Below are 23,594 nucleotides of genomic sequence, written 5' to 3'. Positions count from 1 at the left end.
TACGCTAGTTAACGGTCGTTAACTTCGCATTAACTCGTTGACGGCGCGACCGCCTTCAGCACCAGCACGGCGGCCTTGAAGTCCACCTGCCGCGCCGCGCGCCGCGCCGCGACTTCCTCGTCGAGGCCCCACTTCTCGATATTCCAGTCCTCGTCGACAAAGGCAGCGGTCCAGACCTGATCGGCATTGAGATGGCCATGGAGCAGCGCCAGCGCGAGCAGCGCCGAGCCGGTGATGGTCGTCACCAGATGCAGCGCGGCGATCGCCCATGGATCGCTCGGCAGCGCCGCACGGGCAGATGCGATGGCCTGTTCGGGCTGGCTGACATGCACGATGCCCTCAGCCAGGATAAAATGAGCGCCGAGATCATCGGCAGCCCAGAACAAGACAGGGTCCCATGCCGCAGCCTCGCGCGCGATAAGCGCCTCGGGATAGCCCGCGCGATAGAATAGCAGATCGGTGCTGAAGTATTTGGTGATATCGTCAGCCACCGCCTGGGTCTGTGCCTCATCGCGGATCGCATCGATCACGCTGTTGGCCAAGCGCGTCACCGGCATGCTCGTTGGATCAATGACATCCTGCTGTGCATCCCATTCCGCAACCATGACCTCGGCAATGGCGCGCGCAGGAACGACCAGCGGATGGCGCGACGGCGTGCGTACGGTCTTGTCGTCGAGCGTGATGGCATAGCCGTCCGGTGTTCCGCTCAACCCGACGGTCTTGTAGAAACGCTTGCGCTGCGGACCACGCGTCGACCGTCGCACCGCCTCTTGCGGATCGAGCTGCGACTGGCCGTACACTTCGTCAAACAATTCACGCATCGATGATCTCAATCCCTGTTCGCCAGCCGTCAATTTACGCGACAGACGGGCGCCACGCGAGATCAAATCGCCCGTGTCAGCGATTGGCGCAAGCCCGCGAATAGGTTGCGCGATCACTCGGGGTGAGTCCCGCTGCGGCTCCGTCCTGGAGACAGTCGGTGATGCGATCACTGAAGGAGCGCCGCGCCTGCGGCACATTCTGTTGTCGTGGCAGATCGCCCAGTTGCGGCACGACAGGTACCTCGATCCGCGGCGGCGGCGGTGCAGGCGGCAGCGGCGTGATCAGCGCCGGGTTGCCAGGCACTCCGATAACCTGTGCGAATACAGGCGCAGCAGAAAGCGCCGCCACAACGGCGACCAACACAGCGAATGGGATGGAGCGATGTCTCATCGGTCCCATGTTGTCACGATCCCGCACCACATCAAGTATCAGCGCCGGACAATGTGATCCGCCGCCGAATGACGGCGTTCCCATCCGGCGCGCTCGAGTTCCGGCCGATCGTCGTCGATCTCCGGATAACCGATGCAGAAATAGCCGATCAACCGCCAGTCACGAGGTATATCGAGGGTCACGGCGATCGCAGCAGGGTCGAGGATCGAGACCCAGCCCATGCCGATGCCTTCGGCGCGCGCGGCGAGCCACATGGTCGCAATCGCCGTCACCACCGAATAATCCGCCATTTCCGGCATGGTGCGGCGGCCGAGGCCGTGGCCGACCTCCGTCGCGTGGTCTGCAAATACCGCGAGGTGGCATGGCGCTTCGCGCAGGCCGGCGAGCTTGAGCGTCGCATAGCTCTGCGCGAGATCGCCGGTATAGGCACTTAATGCCTCGGCATTGCAGGCGCTGAAATTCTCCAGCACCGCCTGACGGCGCGACGCATCATCGACGATGACGAAGCGCCATGGCTGGCTCAGGCCCACCGAAGGCGCGAGGCACGCAGTATCGAGCAGGCGATCGAGAAAGCCCGCGGGCAGTGGATCGGACTTGAAGCGCCTGACATCTCGACGCCACACAAACAGATCATGCAGACGCGTGCGAAACGCGGCGTCGAAATCGGACGCCTCGGCGGTTGCCGACGTCGCGCATGGGATGTTGTCGGAGCCCGACAACGCCCTACTCTTCCGGTGCGTTCTCGATCGGATCGAACCGGTCGTGTTCGAGACCGAGCAAGTTCCACGATTGCAGCATATGCGGCGGCAGCGGCGCCGTCGCGTCGATCACGCCGCCACGCGGATGCGGGATCACGATGCGGCGCGCCAGCAGATGCAGGCGCTTCTGGATGCCGCCCGGCAACTGCCAGTTCTCGATGTTGAAATATTTCGGGTCGCCGACGATGGCGTGGCCGATATGCGCCATATGCGCGCGCAACTGATGCGTACGTCCTGTCACCGGCTTCAACGAGACCCAGGCGAGTTTCTGCGCCGAGGTTTCCACCACTGCGTAATACGTCACCGCGTGGCTTGCGCCTTCGTCGCCATGCTTGGCGACGCGCATGATGGTGTCTTCCTCGTTCTCTTCCTTGGCCAGATAGGTCGAGATGCGGCCCTGCTTCGGCTTCGGCACGCCGGCAACCAGCGCCCAGTAGATTTTTCGCGCAGAGCGTTCGCGGAACGCGCCGGTGAGTTTGGTGGCGGCGAAGCGCGTTTTGGCGATCAACAGGCAGCCCGACGTTTCACGGTCGAGACGGTGCACCAGGCGCGGCTTCTGTCCCTTGGCGTCGCGCATCACTTCCAGCATCATGTCGACGTGACGCGTCATGCCCGAACCGCCCTGCACCGCAAGGCCGGCAGGCTTGTTCAACACCATGACGTCGGCGTCCTCGTAGATCGTCATCTCCTTGAGCGCCTGCAGAGTTTTATTGGCAGCCTCCGAGAGTTCACCGACGACCTTGGGCGCATCGAGTTTGAGGGGCGGAATGCGGACGGTCTGTCCCTCTTCCAGCCGATCCTTGCTGTCGGCGCGCTTGCCGTTCACGCGCAGCTCGCCCTTACGGACGATGCGCTGGATATGGGAAAATGACAGGCCGGGGAAATGCGCTTCGAGAAAGCGATCGACGCGCATGCCGTTCTCGTCAGGCGTGACGATGACGTTCTGCACGGCGGTGGGCAACGGCGCTGGCGCAACTTCCGGCTTTGCCGGCTCTTCATCGAGATAGGGCGCGGGCACCTGTGGCTCACGCAGCGGCGCGTTGCCATAGCGCGGCGCGGGCTTGCCGCCCGGACGCGAACTGGAAGGACGTGAGCTTGGCGGACGTTTGCTGGCCGGTCGCTCGGACCGCTGCGGCGCATCGAAGCGCTCGGTTCGCTCGGCACGCTGAGGGCGTTCGGATCGCTCGGCACGTTCCGGCCGCTCGGCCCACTCTGAGCGTTCACCGGCACGCGCACGCGGCGGACGCGCGCTCATCGGGCGATCGCTGCTCACGCGGCCAGCCTTGCCGAATGACGGCCGCTCGCCCTTCGACGGGGCGGCCTTGGAGGCAGCGCGCTTCGGTGCGGCGCCCTTGCCTCGCGGCGCCTTGCTGCGCTCACCACCGGGACCACGCTTGGCGAGAGGCTTCTTGTCGCGACGGCTCATGATTGTCTCTCGTTCCTCAGTCTGGTCCAGTAATCCAGCCGCTTGCGAATCTCGCGTTCGAACCCGCGTTCCGGCGGATCATAGAAGGTCTGCCGCCCCAAGGCTTCCGGGAAATAGTCTTGCCCGGAGAAACCTTCTGGCGTGTCGTGGTCATATTGGTACCCGTCGCCATAGCCTTCGGACTTCATCAGCTTGGTCGGCGAGTTCAGGATGTGCTTCGGTGGCAGCAGCGAGCCGCCCTCTTTCGCGGTCCGCATCGCGGCCTTGTAGGCCATATAGGCGGCATTCGATTTCGGCGCGGTGGCGATGTAGATCACGGCCTGCGCGATGGCGAGTTCCCCTTCGGGATGGCCGAGGAAATCATAGGCGTCCTTGGCGGCATTGCAGATCACCAGCGCCTGCGGATCGGCAAGGCCGATGTCTTCTACCGCCATTCGCACCACGCGGCGCGCCAGAAACAGCGGATCCTCGCCGGCATCGAGCATCCGGCACAGGTAATACAGCGCGGCGTCGGGATCGCTGCCGCGTACCGACTTGTGCAGCGCCGAGATCAGATTGTAGTGACCATCGGCCGACTTGTCGTAGATCGGCGCGCGGCGTTGCAGGATGTCCTGCAGTTGCGCCGCGTTGAACACTTCATTGGTCCGTGCGGCGCGCCAGACTTCCTCGACCAGCGTCAGCGCAGCGCGCCCATCGCCATCGGCCATGCGCACCAGTACGGCGCGCGCCTCGGCATCGAGCGGCAGCGGCCGGCCTTCGATCTTCTCCGCGTTGGCAAACAGCTTCTCGATCGCCGCCGCATCCAGCGATTGAAATACCAGCACACGCGAACGCGACAGCAGAGCGGCGTTGAGTTCGAAGGATGGGTTCTCGGTCGTGGCGCCAACGAGCACCACGGTGCCGTCTTCCATCACTGGCAAGAACGAATCCTGCTGCGCCTTGTTGAAGCGATGCACCTCGTCGACGAACAACAGCGTGCCCTTGCCCATCTCGCGGCGGGCGCGTGCGGCTTCGAATACTTTCTTGAGATCGGCGACGCCGGAGAACACCGCAGAAATCTGCTCGAATTGTAATTCGGTGGCATCGGCAAGCAAGCGCGCCACCGTGGTCTTGCCGGTACCGGGCGGTCCCCAGAACACCAGGGAGCCCAATGTCCGCGTTTCCAGCATGCGCGTCAGCGCGCCGTCGGGCCCGAGGATGTGATCCTGCCCGACCACATCGGACAGCACACGCGGCCGCAACCGTTCCGGGAGCGGACGCGGCGCGTCCTGCTCCAGCCCAGCTGCGGCAAACAGGTTTGCAGAAGGCGTGGGTTGTTTCGGGCTCATCCGCCGAGTGTAACGTTGATCTGCTGGCCGCCGCGCATCACGACGATGCGCCACAGCCGCGCGCCATCGCGCGTGACTTTATCGAGATCGCTGGTCTTGCCGATCTTGATGCCGTTGACTGCGACGATGAGATCGCCCTTCAGGAAGCCGACGCTAGCCGCTGTTGCCGTATCGGCGAGTTCGGTAATGACGACGCCTTCGGTGCCGGAATCAAGCCGCAGTTCATCGGCGACCGCCGGGGAGATATTGGCGACCCTCGCGCCCTGGAACGGCGAACGCGCCGTCAGTGTGATCTCGTCACGGCCTGTGTCGGGCGCCGCCTCAAGCGCAACGGTCAGCTTCACCGGCTTGCCGCCACGCTGTGCGTCGAGCTGCGCGGTGCCACCGAGCGGCCGCGTCGCGAAGCGATATTCGAACGCGTTCGGATCCTCGACGGTCTGGCCATCGATCGCCGTTACCAGGTCGGAGACCTTGAGGCCGGCCTTCGCCGCCGGGCTGTTCGGCGTCACATTGACGACCAGAGCGCCGGACGGCGCCTTCAGGCCGAGCGTCTCGGCGATCTCAGGCGTGATGTTCTGCAGCCGCGCGCCGAGCCACGGACGCTTCACGGCCTTGCCGCCTGATTTGGCGGAGGCCACGACGACGCGAACCATGTTGGCCGGGATCGCAAAGCCGATGCCCTGCGAGCCGCCGGAACGCGAGAAGATCGCAGTATTCACACCGACCAGCTTGCCGGTCATGTCGACCAGCGCACCGCCGGAATTTCCGGGATTGATCGCAGCATCGGTCTGGATGAAGAACTGATAGTCGGTGATGCCGACCTGCGTGCGTGCCAGCGCCGAGATGATGCCGTGTGTCACAGTCTGACCGACGCCGAACGGATTGCCGATGGCCAGCACGACATCGCCAACCAGCAAGTCGTCGGAGTTGGAGAAATCCAGCGTCGGAAACTTCTCTTTGGTGTCCTTGATGCGCAGCACGGCCAAATCGGTGCGGCTATCCTTCAGCACAATCTCGGCTTCGAATTCGCGTTTGTCCGCCAGCGAGATCTTGACCTGATCGGCCCCTTCGATGACGTGGTTGTTGGTGACGACCAGCCCCGACGCATCGACCATCACGCCGGAACCGAGCGAGCGCTGCATCTGCTCCGGTTGCATGCCCTGCCCGCCGAAGAAGCGGCGGAAGATCGGATCGTCCAGCAACGGATTGCGGTTCTGCACCGTCTTGGCCGCGTAGACATTCACCACCGCCGGCTGCACCCGCTGCACGATCGGCGCATAGGACAGCTTCATTTCCGTGGGCGAAGTCGGGACCCGGCGATCTTGCGCGACGGCCGGCGCGGGTGCGGACGACAGGACAATGGCGCACAAAGTGGCAGTCGCAGCAGCGCGAAAATAAGGGAACATCAGGGCCTCACAAGGAAATCGCCGGGAATATAGGCCGTTCAGCTGGGCAATAGAAGGGCACCGGAAGGAATTCGGCTGCGCGCCGGGCCTCGTCCATCGGGCTTATACGGACATGCCGAACTGGCAACGCGAGGCTGCTCGCCGCTTTTTGAAACTATATGATCAATATCCTAAAGCCCAAATGATTGCGATTTGGCCCTGCGATTCGCCCCCTTCAGAACAATCACACCGGTGCACAAGAAACAAAATCAACTTTCGCAGGGACGATGTTTGCGCGAGGCTTGGCAAGTTGCACAACCTAGGGGTCACACCATGTCGATCGCGAAATGGGGGGCCGCAGCCGGCCTCGTTGGACTGCTCGCCACCAATCAGGCGCAAGCCGAAACCACAGGTGCAGATGCGGAAATCGCGCTTCTCAAACGACAGCTGCGGCTGATGGAACAGAAGCTCGACCGACTGCAGAAACAGACATCCGCAAATACCACAGCAGCCGCCAATGCGAACGCAAAGGCCGATGCCAATGTCAGCGTCGCCAAGGCTAGCGCCGCATATCCGACGAAAGGACCATTGCTCCATACAATCGGGGCTTACGTCAAAATGCCGGGCAACCGGCCGACGATCTGCACCGACGACAACCTGAACTGCGTCGCCATCACCTCCCGCCTGCACTTCGACGCCGGCGGTTACGACTATCGCCCCAACACAGCGCTTACCGCGCCGCAAACCGCGCAGAACGGGGTGAATGCCCGTCGTGCCCGCATCGGCGTGGTCGGCACGTTTGCGGGAGACTGGGACTACAACCTCATTTTCGATATGGGCGGATCGCAGGACGGCCCATCGACGAGCTCACTCGAGAATGCCTTCCTGACCTACAAGGGGATCAAGAACCTCTATGTCGAAGGCGGCTATCTCGACGTCCCCTACACGCTCGATGAAGCGACGAGCTCCAACAATATCATGTTCATGGAACGCGCATCGTCTCAAACGGTCGCGACCAATATCGCGTCGGGCGATGCGCGCTCGGCATTCGGCATGCGCACCAACAGCGACTGGTGGTGGCTCGGCGCCTATGCCACGGGTCCCACTGCCGGCGCCAATCACAGCAGCCGTCCGCAATACGGCGCGACAGCACGCGGCGTAGTCGTACCGATCAACAATCAGAACGGCTCGCTCCTTCTGGGCGCCGACGCCCAGTTCCTGTTCGACACGGGCGGCGTCAACGGGACCAACACGCTGTCGTCATTTAGCGACCGGATCGAATTCCGGATTGATCCTGGCACCAACGCATTGCTCAACGCCAATCCATTCCTCACCAACGTCAAGGGTGTGCAGGTATTCAGCGGTGAAGCCGCCGGACAGATCGGCAGCTTCTATGCGCAAGGCGAATATTTCGATTACAGGGTCAACCAGCTGAACGGCCTGCCCGATCTGCATTTCAACGGCGGTTACGCGCAGGCCAGCTACGTCATCACCGGCGAGAGCCGCAAATACAATCCGGTGACCGGCTCCTATGGCGGGATCAATCCGAAGAATCCCGCAAGCTACGAGGGCGGCGGCTGGGGCGCCTGGGAAATCGCCGGACGCTACAGCCAGATGACGCTTAATGACCTGAACGTCCTCGGCGGCGAATTGAAGAACACGACACTGGGCGTCAACTGGTACGTCAATTCGAACATTCGTTTCATGTTCAACTGGGTGCACGGCAGCGTCGCCAAGAGCAACGCCGCCGGAGCGAATATCGGTGCGCACTACGATACGTATGGGATGCGGACGCAGATCGCCTTCTAAACCGCTTAGCTTGTGACAACAGTGGGAGCGGCCTGACCTGCCGCTCCTGTCTCCTTGCGCGATACTGCAGCTTCCGGCTTCTGGCGCATTTTGTGCGCGTCGCCCCACTTCTTGAGTGCATCGATCACCGGGCGCAATCCAAGCCCGGTTTCCGACAACGCATATTCGACACGCGGCGGGACCTCGGCATAGACCGTCCGGACGATCAGCCCGTCCTCCTCAAGTGCGCGCAGCTGCTTGGTCAGCATGCGCTGGGTGATCCGCGGCATCAGCTTGCGCAGCTCGCCGAAACGCAGCCTGCCCTCCTGCAGATGATACAGGATCACGCCCTTCCATTTGCCGTCGATCAGATCGAGCGTCACCTCGACCGGGCAGCCCGGCCCATTGCCGAAATCGCGCCGTTTCATCGCAAATGTCCAATAGTATCCATTCGGTGACTATATCCCTGAAATGACAGTACTTGCAATTATTGCCGCCTCGGGACACCTCTTCGGGACATTCCCGCCAAGAGCTATGGAGCGCACCCAATGAAGGCAGTCGGCTACACCAAATCCCTCCCGATTGACGCGGCTGACGCGCTGGTCGATTTCGAGGCTCCGAAACCCGAACCGACCGGCCGTGACATCCGCGTGGCGGTAAAGGCCATCTCGGCCAATCCCGTCGATTTCAAGGTACGCAAGCGCGCAGCGCCGACGGCCGGCGAGACCAAGATCCTCGGCTATGACGCTGCCGGTGTCGTTGATGCTGTCGGTCCCGACGTCACGATGTTCAAGCCGGGCGACGAGGTGTTCTATGCCGGCTCGATCCAGCGCCAGGGCACCAATGCAGAGTTCCATCTGGTCGATGAGCGTATTGTCGGCCGCAAGCCCTCCTCGCTCTCCTTCGCGCAGTCTGCGGCGTTGCCGCTCACCACGATCACCGCCTGGGAGCTGCTTTTCGATCGGCTCGGCGTCGCGCCCGGCAAGAGCCACGATCCGCGCACGTTGCTCATCATGGGCGGTGCCGGTGGTGTCGGCTCCATCCTCATCCAGCTCGCGCGCCGCCTTACCGGCCTCACGGTTGTGGCAACGGCATCGCGGCCCGAGACAATCAAGTGGTGCCAGGATCTCGGCGCGCATGCGGTGATCGATCACAGCAAGCCGCTGAAGCAGCAGATCGACGGGTTGAAGCTGCCGCCGGTCGCATTGATCGCAAGCCTGATTGGCACTGAACAGCATTACAAGACGCTCGCTGACCTGATCGCGCCGCAGGGCAAGCTCGGGCTGATCGACGATCCCGTGGAATTCAACATGTCCGCGTTCAAGGGCAAGGCCGTATCGGTGCATTGGGAATCCATGTTCACGCGATCTTCATTTCAGACGCCCGACATGATCGCGCAGCATTACCTCCTCAACGACGTCGCGGACCTCATCGACAAGGGCGTGCTGCGCACCACGCTCGACAAGACCTTCGGCACCATCAATGCAGCGAATCTCAAGCGCGCGCATGCGTTGCTTGAGTCCGGAAAATCGCACGGTAAAATCGTGCTCGAAGGCTGGTGATCACGAACTGCCGCCTCGAAATCCTCTCCTGGAGACACCCACGACAACAGAGCGCATCCTCGGATGCGCTCTGTTCGTATAAATAGCTAACTTAAATAGCTAATTATCTAAAATGCGTGTGATCGAAAAGCGACACTGCAGCGTCATTCACCGCAATGCTATGCGGGTTTTACAAAACTGTCGCAAAGCTTGCCTAGGTTGCGCCCGAGCTCAACAGTAGCTCGCTTGTAAACGTGGGAACGGCTTCGGACGTTCTCTCTCACAGGATCACAAAACACAGATCCATACGGGTCACCACCTGCGAAGCGATTCGCGGGGCGTATAGGATTTTGTCTTCCACAGGGGTACTCTATGTCTTTCACGACACACAAAATCTTGGGCACGATCGGCGTGATCGGCGCGCTGGCCGCCGGCCCGGCGCATGCGCAGTCATCCAATGACGAGATCGCAGTGCTGAAGGCGCAGCTCCGCGCGCTGGAAAAGAAGCTCGATAACGTTCAGAAGCAAGCGAACACCACGCAAAAGCAGACGGAATCGGTCAAGCAGAATTTCGCGAATGCCAACGCCGCCATGCATAAGAAGGCCGTGCCGTTCCTCGACGCGAACCTGACGATGCCGGGTAACCGCCCGACCTTCTGCACAGCGGATGGCATGAACTGCATTGCCGTCACCGGACGTCTGCACCTCGACACCGCAGCCTATTCGTTCTCGCCGAAGTCCGCCGGCACCAGCCCCCAGAGCGTGAATGACGGCATCAACGCCCGTCGTGCCCGCCTCGGCCTGATCGGCACGTTCAACAAGGACTGGGAATACGGTGTGATCGTCGACGCCGGCGGCACCACCGACGGCACTGTCACTCTCAACAACGCCTATGTCGCCTATAAGGGCGTCAAGGGCCTGTTGATCCAGGGCGGCTATATCGACGTGCCCTATACGCTGGATGAAGCCACCAGTTCGAACAACATCATGTTCATGGAGCGCGCTGCATCGCAGGTCCTCGCGACCGGCCTCGCCGCCGGTGACAACCGCGCCGCGTTCGGTGGTCAGGTATTCGGCGATCAATACTGGGTCGGCGCTTACGTGACCGGTCCGACCACGGGCGCAGGTGTCAATCACTCGATCCCGCAGCCGCTTGGCGCCACCTTCCGCGCTGTCGGCCTCCCGATGAACAACGAGGTCGGCACCGTCCTCGTCGGCTTCGACGCGCTGTATCTCGCCCAGACCGGCGGTGTGACCAACAACACGCTGGGCATGAATGATCGTATCGAAGTGCGCGTCGATCCGGCCACCAACGCACTGCTCAACACCGGCACCATGAATTTCGTGAACAATGCCCGCGTGCTGAGCGGCGAAGCCGCCGTCAAGTTCGGCAGCTTCATGGCATCGGGCGAATACTTCGACTACAACATCCAGCGCAGCAACGGTCTGTCCGACCTGAGCTTCAACGGCGGCTACGGCCAGGCCAGCTATGTACTGACCGGCGAACAGCACAAGTACAGCACGTCGGCAGGTGCCTTCGGCGGTATCAACCCGGCTCGCCCGGTCAACTTCGCGACCGGCGATCTCGGTGCATGGGAACTGGCGGTGCGCTACAGCTACGCCAGCCTGAATGACGGCGTCATTCGCGGCGGTGAACTGAAGAACACCACGGTCGGCGTGAACTGGTACGTGAACCAGAACATGCGCTTCATGTTCAACTGGATCCACGGCACCGTCGACAAGTTCGCCGTCAACAGCAACGTGAACACCGGTGCTGACTACGACGTGTTCGCGATGCGCACCCAGGTAGCCTTCTAAGCGCAAGACGCTCCTTTAATCCTCCCGGCTCGGGGCTGCATGCCCGCGGTCCCACGACGAACAAAAGGCGGCGCTTCGGCGCCGCCTTGCACTTTTGCGGGCTGTACGCTTACGCAATGGTCTGCACGATTCCGCCTTCGGCACGCAGTGCCGCGCCGTTGGTGACCGCCGCTTCCTTTGATGAGACATAGACCACCATGTTGGCGATCTCCTCGACGGTGGCGAAGCGCTGGATCAGCGACGTCGAACGGTGCTGCTTGACGAAGTTGGAAGCAGCCTCTTCGACCGATTGCCCGTTCTGTTTGGCGAGATCCTTGACGAAGGTCTCCACGCCTTCCGACATGGTCGGTCCGGGCAGCACGGAATTGACCGTCACAGCCGTGCCCTTGGTGAGCTCCGCGAGGCCGCGCGAGATCGCGAGCTGCGCTGTCTTCGTCATCCCGTAATGGATCATCTCGCCCGGAATGTTCAGTCCGGATTCCGACGAGATGAAAACGATGCGGCCCCAGTTGCGCTTCAGCATGCCCTGCATGTAGGCGCGCGACAGACGGATGCCCGACATGACGTTGACCTCGAAGAAGCGCGTCCAGTCTTCGTCGGGAATATCGAAGAAGCCCTTGGGCTCGAAGATGCCGGCATTGTTGATGAGGATATCGACCTCGGGGAGCGCCGACACCAGCGCGTTGCAGCCCTCCGCTGTCGATACGTCGGCAGCGACGCCTTTCACCTTGGCCCCGGATACGGCCTTGGTGATCGCAGCGATCGCCGCGTCCACCTTGCCCTGGTTGCGGCCATTTACAACAACCTGAGCACCAGTGGCGGCCAGGCCCCTGGCAATGGCATGGCCAATGCCAGCGGTCGAGCCCGTCACGAGTGCCGTCTTGCCCGTCAGATCGATCTTCATATGCGTGCTCCCATTGAATGATGGAGCTGATATCGGAACGAACGACGCCATCCGCAACGCAGGTCACGCGCGGTTGACCGCAAACGAAAAAAGCGGCGCACAAGGCGCCGCTTTTCCGAAAGTCTGATGAATGTGGCTTACGCCGCTTCGGACGCGCCGCCCTGCACCGGGCCCGAATCCTTGCCCTTGGCATCTTCGTCGCGATCAACGAATTCGATCAACGCCATCGGGGCGTTATCGCCGTAGCGGAAGCCGGCCTTGATGATGCGGGTGTAGCCGCCCTGACGGTCGGCATAGCGCTTGGCCAGCACGTCGAACAGCTTGCGAACCTGATCCTGATCCTTCATCTCGCTGATCGCCTGGCGACGCATGTGGAGGCCGCCCTTCTTGCCGAGGGTGACGAGCTTCTCCACGATCGGGCGGAGCTCCTTGGCCTTCGGAAGCGTGGTGATGATCTGCTCGTGCTTGATCAGCGACGCGCACATGTTGGCGAACATCGCCTTGCGATGTTCTGCGGTGCGGTTGAGCTTGCGATGAACCTTGCCGTGACGCATTGGAATATTCCTTATATCTCAGTTTGCCGCGACGGTTCGTCGGACATCATGTTGCAGGTGGGCTGCCTGCGTTCGCCCAAAGCGCGAATGGTGAGTAGCGAGTAGCGAATGGATATATCCTGTTCGCTACTCGCCATTCCCTATTCGCCCTCAGTAGTGATCTTCGAAGCGCTTGGCCAACTCGTCGATATTCTCCGGCGGCCAACCGGGCACTTCCATGCCGAGATGCAGACCCATCTGGGCGAGCACTTCCTTGATTTCGTTCAGCGACTTGCGGCCGAAGTTCGGAGTGCGGAGCATTTCTGCTTCCGACTTCTGAACGAGGTCGCCGATGTAAACGATGTTGTCGTTCTTCAGGCAGTTTGCCGAACGCACCGAGAGCTCGAGTTCGTCGACCTTCTTGAGGAAAGCCGGGTTGAAAGCGAGATCCGGGATGACTTCCTGAGCAACTTCCTTGCGGGGCTCTTCGAAGTTCACGAACACGTTGAGCTGGTCCTGCAGGATGCGCGCGGCATAAGCCACCGCGTCATCCGGCGTCAGCGCACCGTTGGTCTCGATGGTCATCGTCAGCTTGTCGTAATCGAGGATCTGACCCTCACGGGTGTTCTCGACCTTGTACGACACCTTGCGAACCGGCGAGTACAGGCTGTCGATCGGGATCAGGCCGATCGGCGCATCTTCCGGACGGTTGTGCTCGGCAGCCACATAGCCCTTGCCGCCGGCAACGGTGAACTCCATGCGGATCTCAGCGCCCTCGTCGAGGGTGCAGATCTGCAGCTCAGGATTCAGAACGGTCACGTCGCCGACAGTCTGGATGTCGCCGGCGGTTACGACGCCCGGGCCCTGCTTCTTCACGACCATGCGCTTCGGGCCTTCGCCCAGCATCTTGATCGAGATGTCCTTCACGTTCAGCACGATGTCGGTGACGTCTTCACGCACGCCGGCAATCGAGGAGAATTCATGCAGCACGCCGTCGATGTGCAGCGCCTGCACGGCAGCGCCCTGCAGCGAGGACAGCAGGATGCGGCGGAGTGCGTTACCGAGGGTCTGACCGAAACCACGCTCGAGCGGTTCGGCAACCAGGGTCGCAAAACGGGTTGGATCGCTGCCAGGGGTTACCTGCAGCTTGTTCGGCCGGATAAGTTCTTGCCAATTTTTCTGGATCGTCACTGTGTCACCCATGCCATCAAACTCACTGGCGTTGGAGATCGCGGATCAGTCCGCGTAAGTCGCATCGCAAAAGCAATCGCGGGCAGCCGAGCCACCCGCGATTAAAATTATTAAACGCGCCGACGCTTGCGCGGGCGGCAACCATTGTGCGGGATCGAGGTCACGTCGCGGATCGAGGTGACGGTGAAGCCCGCGGCCTGCAGAGCGCGGAGAGCCGATTCACGACCCGAGCCCGGACCGCCAACTTCGACTTCCAGCGTGCGCATGCCATGTTCCTGCGCCTTCTTCGACACGTCTTCAGCAGCAACCTGCGCTGCATACGGCGTCGACTTGCGCGAGCCCTTGAAGCCCATCGTGCCTGCCGACGACCAGGCAATCGTATTGCCCTGCGCGTCGGTGATGGTGATGGTCGTGTTGTTGAACGACGAATTCACGTGCGCGATGCCCGATGCAATGTTCTTGCGCTCGCGACGACGGATACGTCCGGCTTCCTTTGCCATCTCTAACCTTTCTGAAGATCTCAAACGCCGCCGTAATGCCAGCGGCTACACCGAAAAAAACGAATGGCGAGTAGCGAATGGCGAGTAAGGGAAGAGCCCCCTATTCGCCACTCGCCACCCGCTACTCGCGCAAATTACTTCTTCTTGCCGGCGATCGACTTGGCCGGGCCCTTGCGGGTGCGCGCATTGGTATGCGTGCGCTGGCCACGAACCGGCAGACCGCGACGATGACGCAGACCGCGATAGCAGCCGAGGTCCATCAGACGCTTGATGTTCATGCCCGTCTCGCGACGAAGATCGCCTTCCACGAGATAGTCGCGGTCGATGACTTCGCGGATCTGCAGAACTTCTGCGTCGCTGAGCTGATTGACGCGACGATCCACGGGGATCTTCACCTTCTCCAGGATGTCGGCAGCATTCTTCTGGCCGATACCATGGATGTACTGCAGCGCGATCAGCGCGCGCTTGTTGGTCGGGATGTTTACACCGGCGATACGGGCCACAAGTTCTCTCCTGTCACCAGTCCATCACGAACCGGCATTATCGTCATTTTGTCGGGCGGGCATTCACAAACGCGAACACGACGCCCGTCCCCTGGATTTCAGTGGGGCCCGGCATCGTCTGGAATCTTCCGACTGGATGAGGGCCTTATTAAAGTATTCGACTTCGTTCCGTCAACCTGCTCTAGCGTTTGGCGCGCTTTTTGCCGGCTTTCTTGGTCACTTTACCGGCCTTCTTGGCTGGCTTTTTGACCGCCTTTTTGGCCGTTTTCTTGGATTTGGCCTGGGAAACGGATTTTACAGCCTTTTTGGCCGTTTTTACCGCCTTTTTGGCCGATTTCTTGGTCGCCTTCTTCACTGTCTTCTTGGCAGCCTTTACGGGCGCCTTTTTGGCCTTCTTCGCGGCCTTGGCTGCCTTCTTGGCAGGTTTGACAGCTTTCTTCGCGGGCGCAGATTCGCGCTTGGCGGCAGCGGCCTTATTCGCCGCCTTGCGGACCGGCTTCTTCGCCGACGCATCGGCGGCGAGAATCGCTGCCAGCACGCGGTTGATCTCAGCTGTCACCTCTTCGATGGTCATCATGCCATCGATGGTCACCAGCTTCCGCTTCTCCGAATAATAATGCACCAGCGGCTCGGTCGACGTCCGGTAGCTCGCCAGGCGCTTCGACAGCACTTCCGGCGTATCGTCGATACGCACGGTCTCGCCGCGCTCCATCATCTGCGCAACGCGGGCTTCCACCCGCTGCAGCAGCGCGCTCTCATTGACGCGCAGTTCGACGGCGGCATCGAGGTGGAGTCCCTTGGACTTCAGCAGCGCATCCAGCGCCTCGGCCTGCGGCACGGTGCGCGGGAAGCCGTCGAGGATGAAGCCATTGGCCGCATCCGGAAGCTCGATGCGATCCGAGATAATTCCAATCACGACGTCGTCTGGCACCAGCCCGCCGGCGGCCATGATATCCTTGGCCTTGAGGCCAACCTCGGTCTCGGCCGCCACGGCAGCGCGCAGCATGTCACCCGTGGACAGCTGAACGATGTTGTGACGCTCGACAAGACGATGTGCCTGAGTTCCCTTGCCCGCCCCCGGCGGCCCGAGAAGAATCAACCTCATTTGCGCCGGCCCCTCAGCTTCGACTTGCGGATCAAACCTTCATACTGGTGCGCCAGCAGATAACCCTGCACCTGGGCAACCGTATCCATCGTGACACTGACCACGATCAGCAGCGACGTGCCGCCGAAGTAGAACGGCACCGAGGCGTAGGAAATCAGGATCTCGGGGATCAAGCAGACCACGGCGAGATAGGCAGCGCCGAGCACCGTGATGCGCGAGAGCACATAGTCGATGTATTCTGCGGTCCGCTCACCCGGGCGAATGCCAGGGATGAAGCCGCCATGCTTCTTCAGATTGTCGGCGGTCTCGGTCGGGTTGAACACGATCGCCGTGTAGAAGAACGCGAAGAACACGATCAACGACACATAGAAGATCAGGAACAGCGGACGGCCGTGGCCGAGCTGCGTGGTGATCCACTGGAACCACTCCGGCCCCTTGCCCGCATTGAAGCTGGCGATGGTGGCCGGCAGCAGCAGCAGCGATGACGCGAAGATCGGCGGGATGACGCCCGAGGTGTTGAGCTTGAGCGGCAGATGCGAGGACTGGCCCTCGAACATCTTGTTGCCGACCTGGCGCTTCGGATACTGGATCAGCAGACGGCGCTGCGCACGCTCCACAAACACGATGAAGGCGATCACGGCGACGGCCATCACGATCACGACCAGGATCAAACCGGTCGACAGAGCGCCCTGACGTCCGAGCTCGAGCATGTTGGCGATCGCCGACGGAAGCTCAGCCACGATGCCGGCCAGAATGATCAGCGAGATGCCATTGCCGATGCCGCGCGAGGTGATCTGCTCACCCAGCCACATCAGGAACATGGTGCCGCCGGTCAGCGTGACCGAGGTCGAGATCAGGAAGAACATGCCGGGTTCGCTGACCACATTGCCGGCGCCCTGCAACCCTGCCGCGATGGCGTAGGACTGGAACGCGGCCAGGATGACAGTCAGGTAACGGGTGTACTGGTTCAACGTCTTGCGGCCCGCCTCGCCCTCTTTCTTGAGGGCTTCGAGCTGGGATGATACGGTCGTCAGCAGCTGGATGATGATCGATGCCGAAATATACGGCATGATATTCAGCGCAAAAATCGCCATGCGATTGATGCCGCCGCCCGCGAACATGTTGAACATGCCGAGGATGCCGCTAGCCTGCTGCTTGAACACCTGCTCCCACGCGGCCGGGTCGATGCCGGGCAGCGGAATATAGGTGCCGAGCCGATAAACAAGCAGCGCACCCAGTGTGAACCAGATGCGCTTCTTCAGTTCATCGGCCTTGCCGAGGGCCGAAAAGTTGAGGTTTGCTGCTAATTGCTCTGCTGCAGAGACCATGTTTGGCTTTCTCCCGCGCCCCTTTCGCCATCATGCCCCGAAAGAGCGGGGCATGCAGCGGAGACCGGACATTATTTGGTGCTCGGCATTGATAAAATCTACTGCCACATCACGCAAGGTCGCCCGCGGACGCAGGCGATGCCGCAGATGTTACGCAGCTTCGCCGTCGGCCTTCTTCGGCGCGATGATCTTCACCGAACCGCCGGCCTTCTCGATGGCTTCGATCGCCGTCTTGGTGGCGCCATGCACTTCGATGTTGATCTTGGCCTTGATCTCGCCACGGCCGAGAACACGCACGCCAGCCTTCGAACGGCGCAGAACGCCAGCCTTCACCAGCGATTCAGCGTTGATCACGGCCTTGATGTCGAGGGTCTTCGCATCGATCGCATCCTGGAGACGGTCCAGGTTGATCTCGGCATAATCGAGACGGAAGATGTTGTTGAAGCCGCGCTTCGGCAGACGACGATGCAACGGCATCTGGCCGCCCTCGAAGCCCTTGATACGGACGCCCGAACGTGCGGTCTGGCCCTTGCCGCCGCGGCCCGCAGTCTTGCCCTTGCCGGAGCCGATGCCACGGCCGACGCGCATACGCTTCTTACGGGAGCCGGCGTTATCGGCGATATCGCTGAGCTTCATCGTTCTTTTCCCTGTTTCGCCCTGTTTTCCCGAGGCTTACCGGCAGATCCGGACCTCGAAGGTCAACAGTGTCATCCCTGCGGCAACCTGGCGGCCGCAGTGAGACGACGTGAACTTACTTATCCTCGACCACGCGGACGAGGTGCTGCACCTTGGTGATCATGCCGCGAACTTCAGGAGTGTCCTGCAATTCGCTGACGCGACCGATCTTGTTGAGCTTGAGGCCGATCAGCGTGGAACGCTGCGAGTGGTGCCGGCGAATTGCGCTGGCGACCTGCTCGACCTTGATCATCTTTGCGGCCTTGGCCATCGTGATAACTCCAAAAAGTCTTTTTAGAGGGCATGATCTTTATCAGAAAAGTGGAGGTCCACTTCTCCGGATCATGCCTGTTATTCGGCAACCAGCTCGGCGTCACCGCCAACGCGGCGCGACTGCAGAGTGGAAACCTTGATATTGCGGCGAGCAGCAACCGAACGCGGCGAATCCTGATGCTTCAGCGCGTCAAAAGTGGCGCGAACCATGTTGTAGGGATTCGATGAACCGATCGACTTGGCCACCACGTCCTGGATGCCCAGCGTTTCGAACACAGCGCGCATCGGACCGCCGGCGATGATGCCGGTACCAGCCGGAGCAGCACGCAGATACACGCGACCCGCGCCATGACGGCCAGCGATGTCGTGATGCAGCGTGCGACCTTCGCGCAGAGCGACGCGCGTCAGGTTGCGCTTGGCCGACTCGGTTGCCTTGCGGATTGCTTCCGGAACTTCACGGGCCTTACCGTGACCAAATCCGACCCTGCCCTTCTGATCGCCAATGACGACCAGAGCTGCAAAGCCGAAGCGCTTACCGCCCTTGACGACCTTCGCCACACGATTGATGTGGACGAGCTTGTCGACGAACTCACTATCACGCTCTTCCCGGGGGCCCCGGTCGCGTCCGCCGCGTTCGCGTTCACCTGCCATGGTGTTTTCCAATCCTTGCGAAGCTTTCGCTTCTAACCCTGTGTCCGTTCAAATCTGCAATCTGCAAATCAACGAAAGTGAAATCGCTTAGAAGCTGAGCCCGCCTTCGCGAGCTGCATCTGCCAGCGCCTTGACGCGGCCGTGGTACAGATACTGACCACGGTCGAACACCACTTCCTTGACGCCATTCTTCACTGCGCGCTCTGCCAGCAACTTGCCGACAGCCTGCGCCGCATCGACGTCCGCACCGGTCTTGCCGGTTTCGCGCATCGCCTTCTCCAGCGACGACGCCGAAGCGAGCGTCTCGCCCTTCAGGTCGTCGATGACCTGCGCGTAGATGTGCTTCGACGAGCGGAAGATCGACAGACGCGGACGGCCATTGGCAGTCCGACGGAGCGAGAGCCGCACGCGTTGCTTGCGCCGGGCATTCGTAATCTTGAGTTTCGACATGACCGGCTCCGTTACTTCTTCTTGCCTTCCTTGCGGAAGATAAACTCGTCGGAATAACGTACGCCCTTGCCCTTATAGGGCTCCGGCGGACGATAGCTGCGGATCTCCGCGGCTACCTGACCGACGCGCTGCGAGTCGTTGCCGGCGACGTTGATCTCGGTCGGCTTCGGCACCGTGATGGTGATGCCTTCCGGGATCGCGTAGACGACATCGTGGCTGTAACCGAGCGCCAGCTGCAAGTTCTTGCCCTGCAGGGCCGCACGATAACCGACGCCGGTGATCTCGAGCTTCTTCTCGAAACCCTTGGTAACGCCTTCGAGCAGATTCGCGATCTGCGCGCGAGCGGTACCGTACAGTGCACGGGCGCGATTGGTTTCGACGCGAGGAGCAACCTTGATTGCGCCCTCTTCCATCTTCACCACCACGTCGTCGTGCACGACGAACTGAAGAGCGCCCTTGGGACCCTTCATCTTGACGGTCTGGCCTTCGACGGACGCGGTAACTCCCGCGGTCACCGCCACTGGCTTCTTGCCAACTCGTGACATGACTGATCCTTCCTCAGAACACCGTGAAGAGAACTTCGCCGCCCACATTCGCGTCGCGCGCGTCGTGGTCGGCCATAATTCCCTTGGGCGTCGACAAAACGGAGATACCGAGGCCGTTCTTCACGCGCGGCAGGTTCTTCACCGAGACGTACACGCGACGTCCTGGCTTCGAAACACGCTCGATTTCGCGGATGACCGGTTCGCCATCGAAATACTTGAGTTCGATCTCGAGTTCCGAACGGCCCGACGAATGCTCGACGCTGGCGAAGCCACGGATGTAGCCTTCGTTCTTCAGCACTTCGAGCACGTTCGCGCGCATCTTGGAGCCCGGGGTCGAAACCTTGGACTTGGTACGCATCTGCGCATTGCGGATACGGGTGATGAGATCGCTGATTGGATCGTGGGTCGACATGTTCCGCCCCCCTTACCAGCTGGACTTCACGAGCCCGGGAACCAGGCCCTTCGAGCCGAGTTCACGCAGCGCGATACGGCTGAGCTTGTTGATACGATAGACCGAATGCGGACGACCGGTGATTTCGCAACGGTTCATGATCCGAACGGGTGATGAATTGCGCGGAAGCTCGGCGAGCTTCAGCGTTGCGGCGAACCGCTCTTCCATCGGCTTGGTCTTGTCGGCGATGATGGCCTTGAGACGCGCGCGCTTCGGCGCAGCGTTCGCGGACATCTTCTTCCGACGGTTGTTCTTCTCGATCGAACTCTTCTTTGCCATGCTTGGCTCCTGGGTTACCGCGTTTGAGAAGCTTTTCAGCTACTCACTGCCGGAACGGGAAATTGAAGGCGGTCAACAAAGCGCGGGCCTCGTCGTCGGTGCGCGCAGTGGTGCACACCGTGATGTCCATGCCCAGCGGCGTGTCCCCGGCTTTATCGAAATCGATTTCCGGGAAAATGATGTGCTCCTTGAGACCGAGCGAATAGTTGCCACGGCCGTCGAAGCTCTTGGCGTTCAGGCCACGGAAATCTCGCACGCGCGGCAGAGCGACGTTCACCAGACGATCGATGAACTCGTACATCTTGGCCTTGCGCAACGTCACCTTGGCGCCGATCGGCTGGTTTTCACGCAGCTTGAAGGTCGCGATAGCAACGCGCGAATAGGTCACGATAGCCTTCTGACCAGCGATCAGCGACAGGTCGCCGGCAGCGGTTTCGGCCTTCTTGCGGTCGTTCACAGCTTCGCCAACGCCCATGTTCAGGACGATCTTGTCGAGGCGCGGAACCTGCATGACGTTTTCGTAGCCGAACTGTTCAGTCAGCTTGGCACGAATGGACTTGTCGTATTCGACGCGCAGGCGCGGAATGTAGACGGACTCAGACATCGATCTCTGCTCCCGAACGCTTGGCGATGCGCACCTTGGTGCCGTCAGCCTGGATCTTGAAACCAACGCGGGTCGGCTTGCCGTCCTTGCCGACGATCGCGATGTTGGACAGTTGGATCGGCGCCTCTTTCGAGATGATGCCGCCTTCCTGTGCCTGGGTCTGCTTCTGGTGACGCTTGACCAGGTTGACGCCGCGAACCAGCGCCTTGCCCTCGGTCGGGCGCACTTCGAACACTTCGCCGGTACGGCCCTTGTCGCGGCCGTTCAGCACGATGACCTTGTCACCCTTGCGAATTTTGGCAGCCATTACAGCACCTCCGGCGCAAGCGAAATGATCTTCATGTGGTTCTTGGCACGCAGCTCACGAGGCACCGGCCCGAAGATACGGGTACCGATCGGCTCGGACTGATTGTTGATCAGCACGGCAGCGTTGCGATCGAAGCGGATGACAGAGCCATCCGGGCGGCGAATGTCCTTGCGGACGCGCACGACGACCGCCTTCATGACGTCGCCCTTCTTCACCTTCCCGCGTGGGATGGCTTCCTTGATCGACACGACAATTACGTCGCCAACGGATGCATAACGGCGCTTGGATCCACCAATCACCTTAATGCACATGACACGGCGTGCGCCTGAATTATCGGCCACGTCGAGGTTGGTCTGCATCTGAATCATTGATGCACCTCGTCCTCTGTTTATGCGCTAATGCGCGATTTTTAGGCAGTCTTCTTCTGTTCGCCCCGGACAACCGTCCAGTGCTTCAGCTTCGACATCGGCTTGCTCTCTTCGATCCACACCATGTCGCCCGGCTTGAACTCGTTGTTCTCGTCGTGGGCATGGTAGTTTTTCGAACGGCGAATGGTCTTCTTGTAGATCGGGTGCGTAAAGCGACGGTCAACGCGAACAACAACCGTCTTGGCTTGCTTGTCGCTGACGACCACGCCCTGCAGAGTACGTTTCGGCATGTTCGGCCCCTTACTTCGACTTACCGTCGCGCTTCTGCGCGGCGATGGTCTTGATTCGTGCAATATCACGACGCGCCTCACGAAGGCGAGAGGTGTTTTCCAGCTGCCCGGTGGCGCGCTGGAAGCGCAGGTTGAAGCGCTCCTTCTTCAGATTGAGGACGGCGTCGTCCATCTGATCGGGGCTCATTGCGCGGACATCGCTGGTTTTCATTTCGGCCATGGCTCTACTCCGCAATGCGCGTAACGAAACGCGTCTTGATCGGCAGCTTGGCGGCAGCGAGGGTCATCGCTTCCTTGGCAATCTGCGTGGTGACACCGTCGATCTCGAAGATCACACGGCCTGGCTTGACGCGCGCAACCCAAAGTTCCGGGGTACCCTTACCGGAGCCCATTCGGACTTCGGCGGGCTTCTTCGAAACCGGAAGATCCGGGAATACGCGGATCCAGACGCGGCCGGCACGCTTCATGTGGCGGGTCAGCGCGCGACGGGCAGCTTCGATCTGACGCGCGGTCAGACGCTCCGGCGCCATTGCCTTCAGGCCGAACTGACCGAAAGCCAACGTGGCGCCCGAAGTCGCAACGCCGTGGATCCGGCCCTTATGCGCCTTCCGGAACTTGGTCTTCTTTGGTTGCATCATGGCTTACGCCCTCAAACCTTCTAATTAAACGCTCAAGCAGCGTCGCGACGCGGCCGGGAATTGTCACCCTCGGCCATGCGCTTGTCCTGAGCCATCGGATCGTGCTCAAGGATTTCGCCCTTGAAGATCCAGACCTTGACGCCGCAGGTGCCGAACGTCGTGAACGCGGTGGCCACGCCGTAATCGATATCCGCACGCAGCGTGTGCAGCGGCACGCGACCTTCGCGATACCATTCCATACGCGCGATTTCCGCACCGCCCAGACGACCCGAGCAGTTGATACGAATGCCTTCGGCGCCGAGACGCATTGCCGACTGCACTGCCCGCTTCATCGCACGGCGGAACGCAACGCGGCGCTCGAGCTGCTGTGCGATCGACTCGGCGACCAGGGTCGCATCGAGCTCCGGCTTGCGGATTTCGACGATGTTGATCACCACGTCCGAAGAGGTGATGTCGGCAACCTTCTTGCGAAGCTTGTCGATGTCAGCGCCCTTCTTGCCGATGACAACACCCGGACGAGCCGACTGAATGGTCACGCGGCACTTCTTGTGCGGGCGCTCGATGATGATCTTGGCGACGGCAGCCTGCTTGAGTTCCTTGTGCAGGATCTCGCGGATCTTGACGTCTTCGTGCAGCAACTTGCCGTATTCGTTCTTGCCGGCATACCAACGTGAATCCCACGTACGGTTGATGCCAAGGCGCAGACCGATTGGATTGATCTTCTGACCCATCTTATTCTCCTG

At 61.1% G+C, this 23,594-nt stretch carries 31 protein-coding genes; 3 read left to right on the top strand and 28 right to left on the bottom strand.

The genetic code is table 11. The features are described from left to right. Positions 1-29: 29 nt before the first annotated feature. From AC1RLZ_RS02180 to AC1RLZ_RS02155, 6 genes are all read right to left on the bottom strand, one after another. Positions 30-821 (bottom strand): ATP12 family chaperone protein, encoded by a 792-nt coding sequence (locus AC1RLZ_RS02180; RefSeq protein ID WP_493187286.1) that lies wholly within the window; start codon positions 819-821, stop codon positions 30-32. 76 nt (positions 822-897) lie between these two features. Then, positions 898-1,221, bottom strand: coding sequence for a hypothetical protein (locus AC1RLZ_RS02175; protein ID WP_493187285.1), 324 nt, complete (start codon positions 1,219-1,221; stop codon positions 898-900). Between the two features lie 29 nt (positions 1,222-1,250). Further along, positions 1,251-1,931 (bottom strand): 5,6-dimethylbenzimidazole synthase, encoded by a 681-nt coding sequence (gene bluB / locus AC1RLZ_RS02170; protein ID WP_493187284.1) that lies wholly within the window; start codon positions 1,929-1,931, stop codon positions 1,251-1,253. A gap of 4 nt (positions 1,932-1,935) precedes the next feature. Then, positions 1,936-3,396: an RluA family pseudouridine synthase gene (locus tag AC1RLZ_RS02165; protein ID WP_493187283.1), complete on the bottom strand. Its 1,461-nt coding sequence runs from the start codon at positions 3,394-3,396 to the stop codon at positions 1,936-1,938. Then, positions 3,393-4,724: a replication-associated recombination protein A gene (locus tag AC1RLZ_RS02160; RefSeq protein ID WP_493187282.1), complete on the bottom strand. Its 1,332-nt coding sequence runs from the start codon at positions 4,722-4,724 to the stop codon at positions 3,393-3,395. Before AC1RLZ_RS02160 ends, AC1RLZ_RS02165 begins: the two co-directional genes overlap by 4 nt. Next, a complete protein-coding gene (locus tag AC1RLZ_RS02155; protein ID WP_493187281.1) occupies positions 4,721-6,130 on the bottom strand; it encodes a DegQ family serine endoprotease in 1,410 nt (469 codons plus the stop codon). The genes AC1RLZ_RS02160 and AC1RLZ_RS02155 overlap by 4 nt, the downstream gene beginning before the upstream one ends. A gap of 312 nt (positions 6,131-6,442) precedes the next feature. Between AC1RLZ_RS02155 and AC1RLZ_RS02150 the strand changes: the two genes are divergently transcribed. Next, positions 6,443-7,918 carry an OprO/OprP family phosphate-selective porin gene (locus AC1RLZ_RS02150; RefSeq protein WP_493187280.1) on the top strand — a complete coding sequence of 492 codons (1,476 nt, stop codon included), beginning with the start codon at positions 6,443-6,445 and terminating at the stop codon, positions 7,916-7,918. A 5-nt stretch (positions 7,919-7,923) separates the two neighbouring features. On the opposite strand, the gene AC1RLZ_RS02145 is transcribed toward AC1RLZ_RS02150, so the two are convergent. Next, positions 7,924-8,325 carry a winged helix-turn-helix transcriptional regulator gene (locus tag AC1RLZ_RS02145; protein WP_493187279.1) on the bottom strand — a complete coding sequence of 134 codons (402 nt, stop codon included), beginning with the start codon at positions 8,323-8,325 and terminating at the stop codon, positions 7,924-7,926. 120 nt (positions 8,326-8,445) lie between these two features. Here AC1RLZ_RS02145 and AC1RLZ_RS02140 point away from each other — a divergent pair, with 120 nt between their 5' ends. Together AC1RLZ_RS02140 and AC1RLZ_RS02135 are read left to right on the top strand one after the other, a co-directional pair. Further along, a complete protein-coding gene (locus tag AC1RLZ_RS02140) occupies positions 8,446-9,459 on the top strand; it encodes a zinc-binding alcohol dehydrogenase family protein (protein WP_493187278.1) in 1,014 nt (337 codons plus the stop codon). A 351-nt stretch (positions 9,460-9,810) separates the two neighbouring features. After that, positions 9,811-11,256, top strand: coding sequence for an OprO/OprP family phosphate-selective porin (locus AC1RLZ_RS02135; protein WP_493187277.1), 1,446 nt, complete (start codon positions 9,811-9,813; stop codon positions 11,254-11,256). 109 nt (positions 11,257-11,365) lie between these two features. On the opposite strand, the gene AC1RLZ_RS02130 is transcribed toward AC1RLZ_RS02135, so the two are convergent. The 21 genes from AC1RLZ_RS02130 to rpsC all read right to left on the bottom strand — a co-directional run bounded on the left by AC1RLZ_RS02130 (position 11,366) and on the right by rpsC (position 23,582). Then, a complete protein-coding gene (locus AC1RLZ_RS02130) occupies positions 11,366-12,160 on the bottom strand; it encodes an SDR family NAD(P)-dependent oxidoreductase (RefSeq protein WP_493187276.1) in 795 nt (264 codons plus the stop codon). Between the two features lie 137 nt (positions 12,161-12,297). Beyond that, positions 12,298-12,714: a 50S ribosomal protein L17 gene (gene rplQ, locus AC1RLZ_RS02125; protein WP_371424917.1), complete on the bottom strand. Its 417-nt coding sequence runs from the start codon at positions 12,712-12,714 to the stop codon at positions 12,298-12,300. 150 nt (positions 12,715-12,864) lie between these two features. Further along, on the bottom strand, positions 12,865-13,896 hold the full coding sequence (locus AC1RLZ_RS02120) for a DNA-directed RNA polymerase subunit alpha (RefSeq protein WP_371424916.1): 1,032 nt from the start codon (positions 13,894-13,896) through the stop codon (positions 12,865-12,867). A gap of 98 nt (positions 13,897-13,994) precedes the next feature. Continuing rightward, positions 13,995-14,384 carry a 30S ribosomal protein S11 gene (gene rpsK / locus AC1RLZ_RS02115; RefSeq protein ID WP_068731453.1) on the bottom strand — a complete coding sequence of 130 codons (390 nt, stop codon included), beginning with the start codon at positions 14,382-14,384 and terminating at the stop codon, positions 13,995-13,997. A 134-nt stretch (positions 14,385-14,518) separates the two neighbouring features. After that, positions 14,519-14,887 (bottom strand): 30S ribosomal protein S13, encoded by a 369-nt coding sequence (gene rpsM / locus AC1RLZ_RS02110; RefSeq protein ID WP_116661812.1) that lies wholly within the window; start codon positions 14,885-14,887, stop codon positions 14,519-14,521. A 181-nt stretch (positions 14,888-15,068) separates the two neighbouring features. After that, a complete protein-coding gene (locus AC1RLZ_RS02105; protein ID WP_493187275.1) occupies positions 15,069-15,992 on the bottom strand; it encodes an adenylate kinase in 924 nt (307 codons plus the stop codon). Beyond that, positions 15,989-17,320, bottom strand: a complete 1,332-nt coding sequence (gene secY / locus AC1RLZ_RS02100; protein WP_371424914.1) for a preprotein translocase subunit SecY — start codon at positions 17,318-17,320, stop codon at positions 15,989-15,991. The genes AC1RLZ_RS02105 and secY overlap by 4 nt, the downstream gene beginning before the upstream one ends. A 150-nt stretch (positions 17,321-17,470) precedes the next feature. Then, complete coding sequence (gene rplO, locus AC1RLZ_RS02095; RefSeq protein ID WP_493187274.1) at positions 17,471-17,956, bottom strand: 50S ribosomal protein L15; 486 nt, start codon at positions 17,954-17,956, stop codon at positions 17,471-17,473. A 115-nt stretch (positions 17,957-18,071) separates the two neighbouring features. Next, positions 18,072-18,266: a 50S ribosomal protein L30 gene (gene rpmD / locus AC1RLZ_RS02090; protein WP_068731463.1), complete on the bottom strand. Its 195-nt coding sequence runs from the start codon at positions 18,264-18,266 to the stop codon at positions 18,072-18,074. Between the two features lie 80 nt (positions 18,267-18,346). Beyond that, complete coding sequence (rpsE, locus tag AC1RLZ_RS02085; protein ID WP_068731465.1) at positions 18,347-18,919, bottom strand: 30S ribosomal protein S5; 573 nt, start codon at positions 18,917-18,919, stop codon at positions 18,347-18,349. 87 nt (positions 18,920-19,006) lie between these two features. Then, positions 19,007-19,369, bottom strand: a complete 363-nt coding sequence (gene rplR / locus AC1RLZ_RS02080; protein WP_068731467.1) for a 50S ribosomal protein L18 — start codon at positions 19,367-19,369, stop codon at positions 19,007-19,009. An 11-nt stretch (positions 19,370-19,380) separates the two neighbouring features. Beyond that, complete coding sequence (gene rplF / locus AC1RLZ_RS02075; protein WP_089268177.1) at positions 19,381-19,914, bottom strand: 50S ribosomal protein L6; 534 nt, start codon at positions 19,912-19,914, stop codon at positions 19,381-19,383. A gap of 13 nt (positions 19,915-19,927) precedes the next feature. Then, a complete protein-coding gene (gene rpsH / locus AC1RLZ_RS02070) occupies positions 19,928-20,326 on the bottom strand; it encodes a 30S ribosomal protein S8 (RefSeq protein ID WP_089268176.1) in 399 nt (132 codons plus the stop codon). A gap of 12 nt (positions 20,327-20,338) precedes the next feature. Continuing rightward, complete coding sequence (rpsN, locus tag AC1RLZ_RS02065; protein WP_089268175.1) at positions 20,339-20,644, bottom strand: 30S ribosomal protein S14; 306 nt, start codon at positions 20,642-20,644, stop codon at positions 20,339-20,341. Between the two features lie 43 nt (positions 20,645-20,687). Next, positions 20,688-21,248, bottom strand: coding sequence for a 50S ribosomal protein L5 (gene rplE, locus AC1RLZ_RS02060; RefSeq protein WP_371424911.1), 561 nt, complete (start codon positions 21,246-21,248; stop codon positions 20,688-20,690). Next, positions 21,241-21,555: a 50S ribosomal protein L24 gene (gene rplX, locus AC1RLZ_RS02055; protein WP_068731477.1), complete on the bottom strand. Its 315-nt coding sequence runs from the start codon at positions 21,553-21,555 to the stop codon at positions 21,241-21,243. Before rplX ends, rplE begins: the two co-directional genes overlap by 8 nt. Further along, on the bottom strand, positions 21,555-21,923 hold the full coding sequence (gene rplN / locus AC1RLZ_RS02050) for a 50S ribosomal protein L14 (RefSeq protein WP_068731479.1): 369 nt from the start codon (positions 21,921-21,923) through the stop codon (positions 21,555-21,557). The genes rplX and rplN overlap by 1 nt, the downstream gene beginning before the upstream one ends. 41 nt (positions 21,924-21,964) lie before the next feature. Then, complete coding sequence (gene rpsQ, locus AC1RLZ_RS02045) at positions 21,965-22,213, bottom strand: 30S ribosomal protein S17 (protein WP_089268173.1); 249 nt, start codon at positions 22,211-22,213, stop codon at positions 21,965-21,967. Positions 22,214-22,223: 10 nt separating this feature from the next. After that, on the bottom strand, positions 22,224-22,433 hold the full coding sequence (gene rpmC / locus AC1RLZ_RS02040) for a 50S ribosomal protein L29 (protein WP_371424910.1): 210 nt from the start codon (positions 22,431-22,433) through the stop codon (positions 22,224-22,226). Between the two features lie 4 nt (positions 22,434-22,437). Then, positions 22,438-22,851, bottom strand: a complete 414-nt coding sequence (rplP, locus tag AC1RLZ_RS02035) for a 50S ribosomal protein L16 (protein ID WP_089268171.1) — start codon at positions 22,849-22,851, stop codon at positions 22,438-22,440. A 32-nt stretch (positions 22,852-22,883) separates the two neighbouring features. Next, complete coding sequence (rpsC, locus tag AC1RLZ_RS02030) at positions 22,884-23,582, bottom strand: 30S ribosomal protein S3 (protein WP_068731624.1); 699 nt, start codon at positions 23,580-23,582, stop codon at positions 22,884-22,886. Positions 23,583-23,594 lie beyond the last annotated feature (12 nt).

It is taken from the genome of Tardiphaga sp. GW822-FHT04G09 (assembly GCF_058800725.1).
This window is presented reverse-complemented; position numbering and strand designations above follow the sequence as displayed.

What these genes read in the sequence shown, in the direction of transcription:
- AC1RLZ_RS02180 (WP_493187286.1), bottom strand. Translation starts at nt 821, where the DNA reads ATGCGTGAATTGTTTGACGAAGTGTACGGCCAGTCGCAGCTCGATCCG.
- AC1RLZ_RS02175 (WP_493187285.1), bottom strand. Translation starts at nt 1,221, where the DNA reads ATGGGACCGATGAGACATCGCTCCATCCCATTCGCTGTGTTGGTCGCC.
- AC1RLZ_RS02165 (WP_493187283.1), bottom strand. Translation starts at nt 3,396, where the DNA reads ATGAGCCGTCGCGACAAGAAGCCTCTCGCCAAGCGTGGTCCCGGTGGT.
- AC1RLZ_RS02160 (WP_493187282.1), bottom strand. Translation starts at nt 4,724, where the DNA reads ATGAGCCCGAAACAACCCACGCCTTCTGCAAACCTGTTTGCCGCAGCT.
- AC1RLZ_RS02155 (WP_493187281.1), bottom strand. Translation starts at nt 6,130, where the DNA reads ATGTTCCCTTATTTTCGCGCTGCTGCGACTGCCACTTTGTGCGCCATT.
- AC1RLZ_RS02150 (WP_493187280.1), top strand. Translation starts at nt 6,443, where the DNA reads ATGTCGATCGCGAAATGGGGGGCCGCAGCCGGCCTCGTTGGACTGCTC.
- AC1RLZ_RS02145 (WP_493187279.1), bottom strand. Translation starts at nt 8,325, where the DNA reads ATGAAACGGCGCGATTTCGGCAATGGGCCGGGCTGCCCGGTCGAGGTG.
- AC1RLZ_RS02140 (WP_493187278.1), top strand. Translation starts at nt 8,446, where the DNA reads ATGAAGGCAGTCGGCTACACCAAATCCCTCCCGATTGACGCGGCTGAC.
- AC1RLZ_RS02135 (WP_493187277.1), top strand. Translation starts at nt 9,811, where the DNA reads ATGTCTTTCACGACACACAAAATCTTGGGCACGATCGGCGTGATCGGC.
- AC1RLZ_RS02130 (WP_493187276.1), bottom strand. Translation starts at nt 12,160, where the DNA reads ATGAAGATCGATCTGACGGGCAAGACGGCACTCGTGACGGGCTCGACC.
- rplQ (WP_371424917.1), bottom strand. Translation starts at nt 12,714, where the DNA reads ATGCGTCACGGCAAGGTTCATCGCAAGCTCAACCGCACCGCAGAACAT.
- AC1RLZ_RS02120 (WP_371424916.1), bottom strand. Translation starts at nt 13,896, where the DNA reads ATGGGTGACACAGTGACGATCCAGAAAAATTGGCAAGAACTTATCCGG.
- rpsK (WP_068731453.1), bottom strand. Translation starts at nt 14,384, where the DNA reads ATGGCAAAGGAAGCCGGACGTATCCGTCGTCGCGAGCGCAAGAACATT.
- AC1RLZ_RS02105 (WP_493187275.1), bottom strand. Translation starts at nt 15,992, where the DNA reads ATGAGGTTGATTCTTCTCGGGCCGCCGGGGGCGGGCAAGGGAACTCAG.
- secY (WP_371424914.1), bottom strand. Translation starts at nt 17,320, where the DNA reads ATGGTCTCTGCAGCAGAGCAATTAGCAGCAAACCTCAACTTTTCGGCC.
- rplO (WP_493187274.1), bottom strand. Translation starts at nt 17,956, where the DNA reads ATGAAGCTCAGCGATATCGCCGATAACGCCGGCTCCCGTAAGAAGCGT.
- rpmD (WP_068731463.1), bottom strand. Translation starts at nt 18,266, where the DNA reads ATGGCCAAGGCCGCAAAGATGATCAAGGTCGAGCAGGTCGCCAGCGCA.
- rpsE (WP_068731465.1), bottom strand. Translation starts at nt 18,919, where the DNA reads ATGGCAGGTGAACGCGAACGCGGCGGACGCGACCGGGGCCCCCGGGAA.
- rplR (WP_068731467.1), bottom strand. Translation starts at nt 19,369, where the DNA reads ATGTCGAAACTCAAGATTACGAATGCCCGGCGCAAGCAACGCGTGCGG.
- rplF (WP_089268177.1), bottom strand. Translation starts at nt 19,914, where the DNA reads ATGTCACGAGTTGGCAAGAAGCCAGTGGCGGTGACCGCGGGAGTTACC.
- rpsH (WP_089268176.1), bottom strand. Translation starts at nt 20,326, where the DNA reads ATGTCGACCCACGATCCAATCAGCGATCTCATCACCCGTATCCGCAAT.
- rpsN (WP_089268175.1), bottom strand. Translation starts at nt 20,644, where the DNA reads ATGGCAAAGAAGAGTTCGATCGAGAAGAACAACCGTCGGAAGAAGATG.
- rplE (WP_371424911.1), bottom strand. Translation starts at nt 21,248, where the DNA reads ATGTCTGAGTCCGTCTACATTCCGCGCCTGCGCGTCGAATACGACAAG.
- rplX (WP_068731477.1), bottom strand. Translation starts at nt 21,555, where the DNA reads ATGGCTGCCAAAATTCGCAAGGGTGACAAGGTCATCGTGCTGAACGGC.
- rplN (WP_068731479.1), bottom strand. Translation starts at nt 21,923, where the DNA reads ATGATTCAGATGCAGACCAACCTCGACGTGGCCGATAATTCAGGCGCA.
- rpsQ (WP_089268173.1), bottom strand. Translation starts at nt 22,213, where the DNA reads ATGCCGAAACGTACTCTGCAGGGCGTGGTCGTCAGCGACAAGCAAGCC.
- rpmC (WP_371424910.1), bottom strand. Translation starts at nt 22,433, where the DNA reads ATGGCCGAAATGAAAACCAGCGATGTCCGCGCAATGAGCCCCGATCAG.
- rplP (WP_089268171.1), bottom strand. Translation starts at nt 22,851, where the DNA reads ATGATGCAACCAAAGAAGACCAAGTTCCGGAAGGCGCATAAGGGCCGG.
- rpsC (WP_068731624.1), bottom strand. Translation starts at nt 23,582, where the DNA reads ATGGGTCAGAAGATCAATCCAATCGGTCTGCGCCTTGGCATCAACCGT.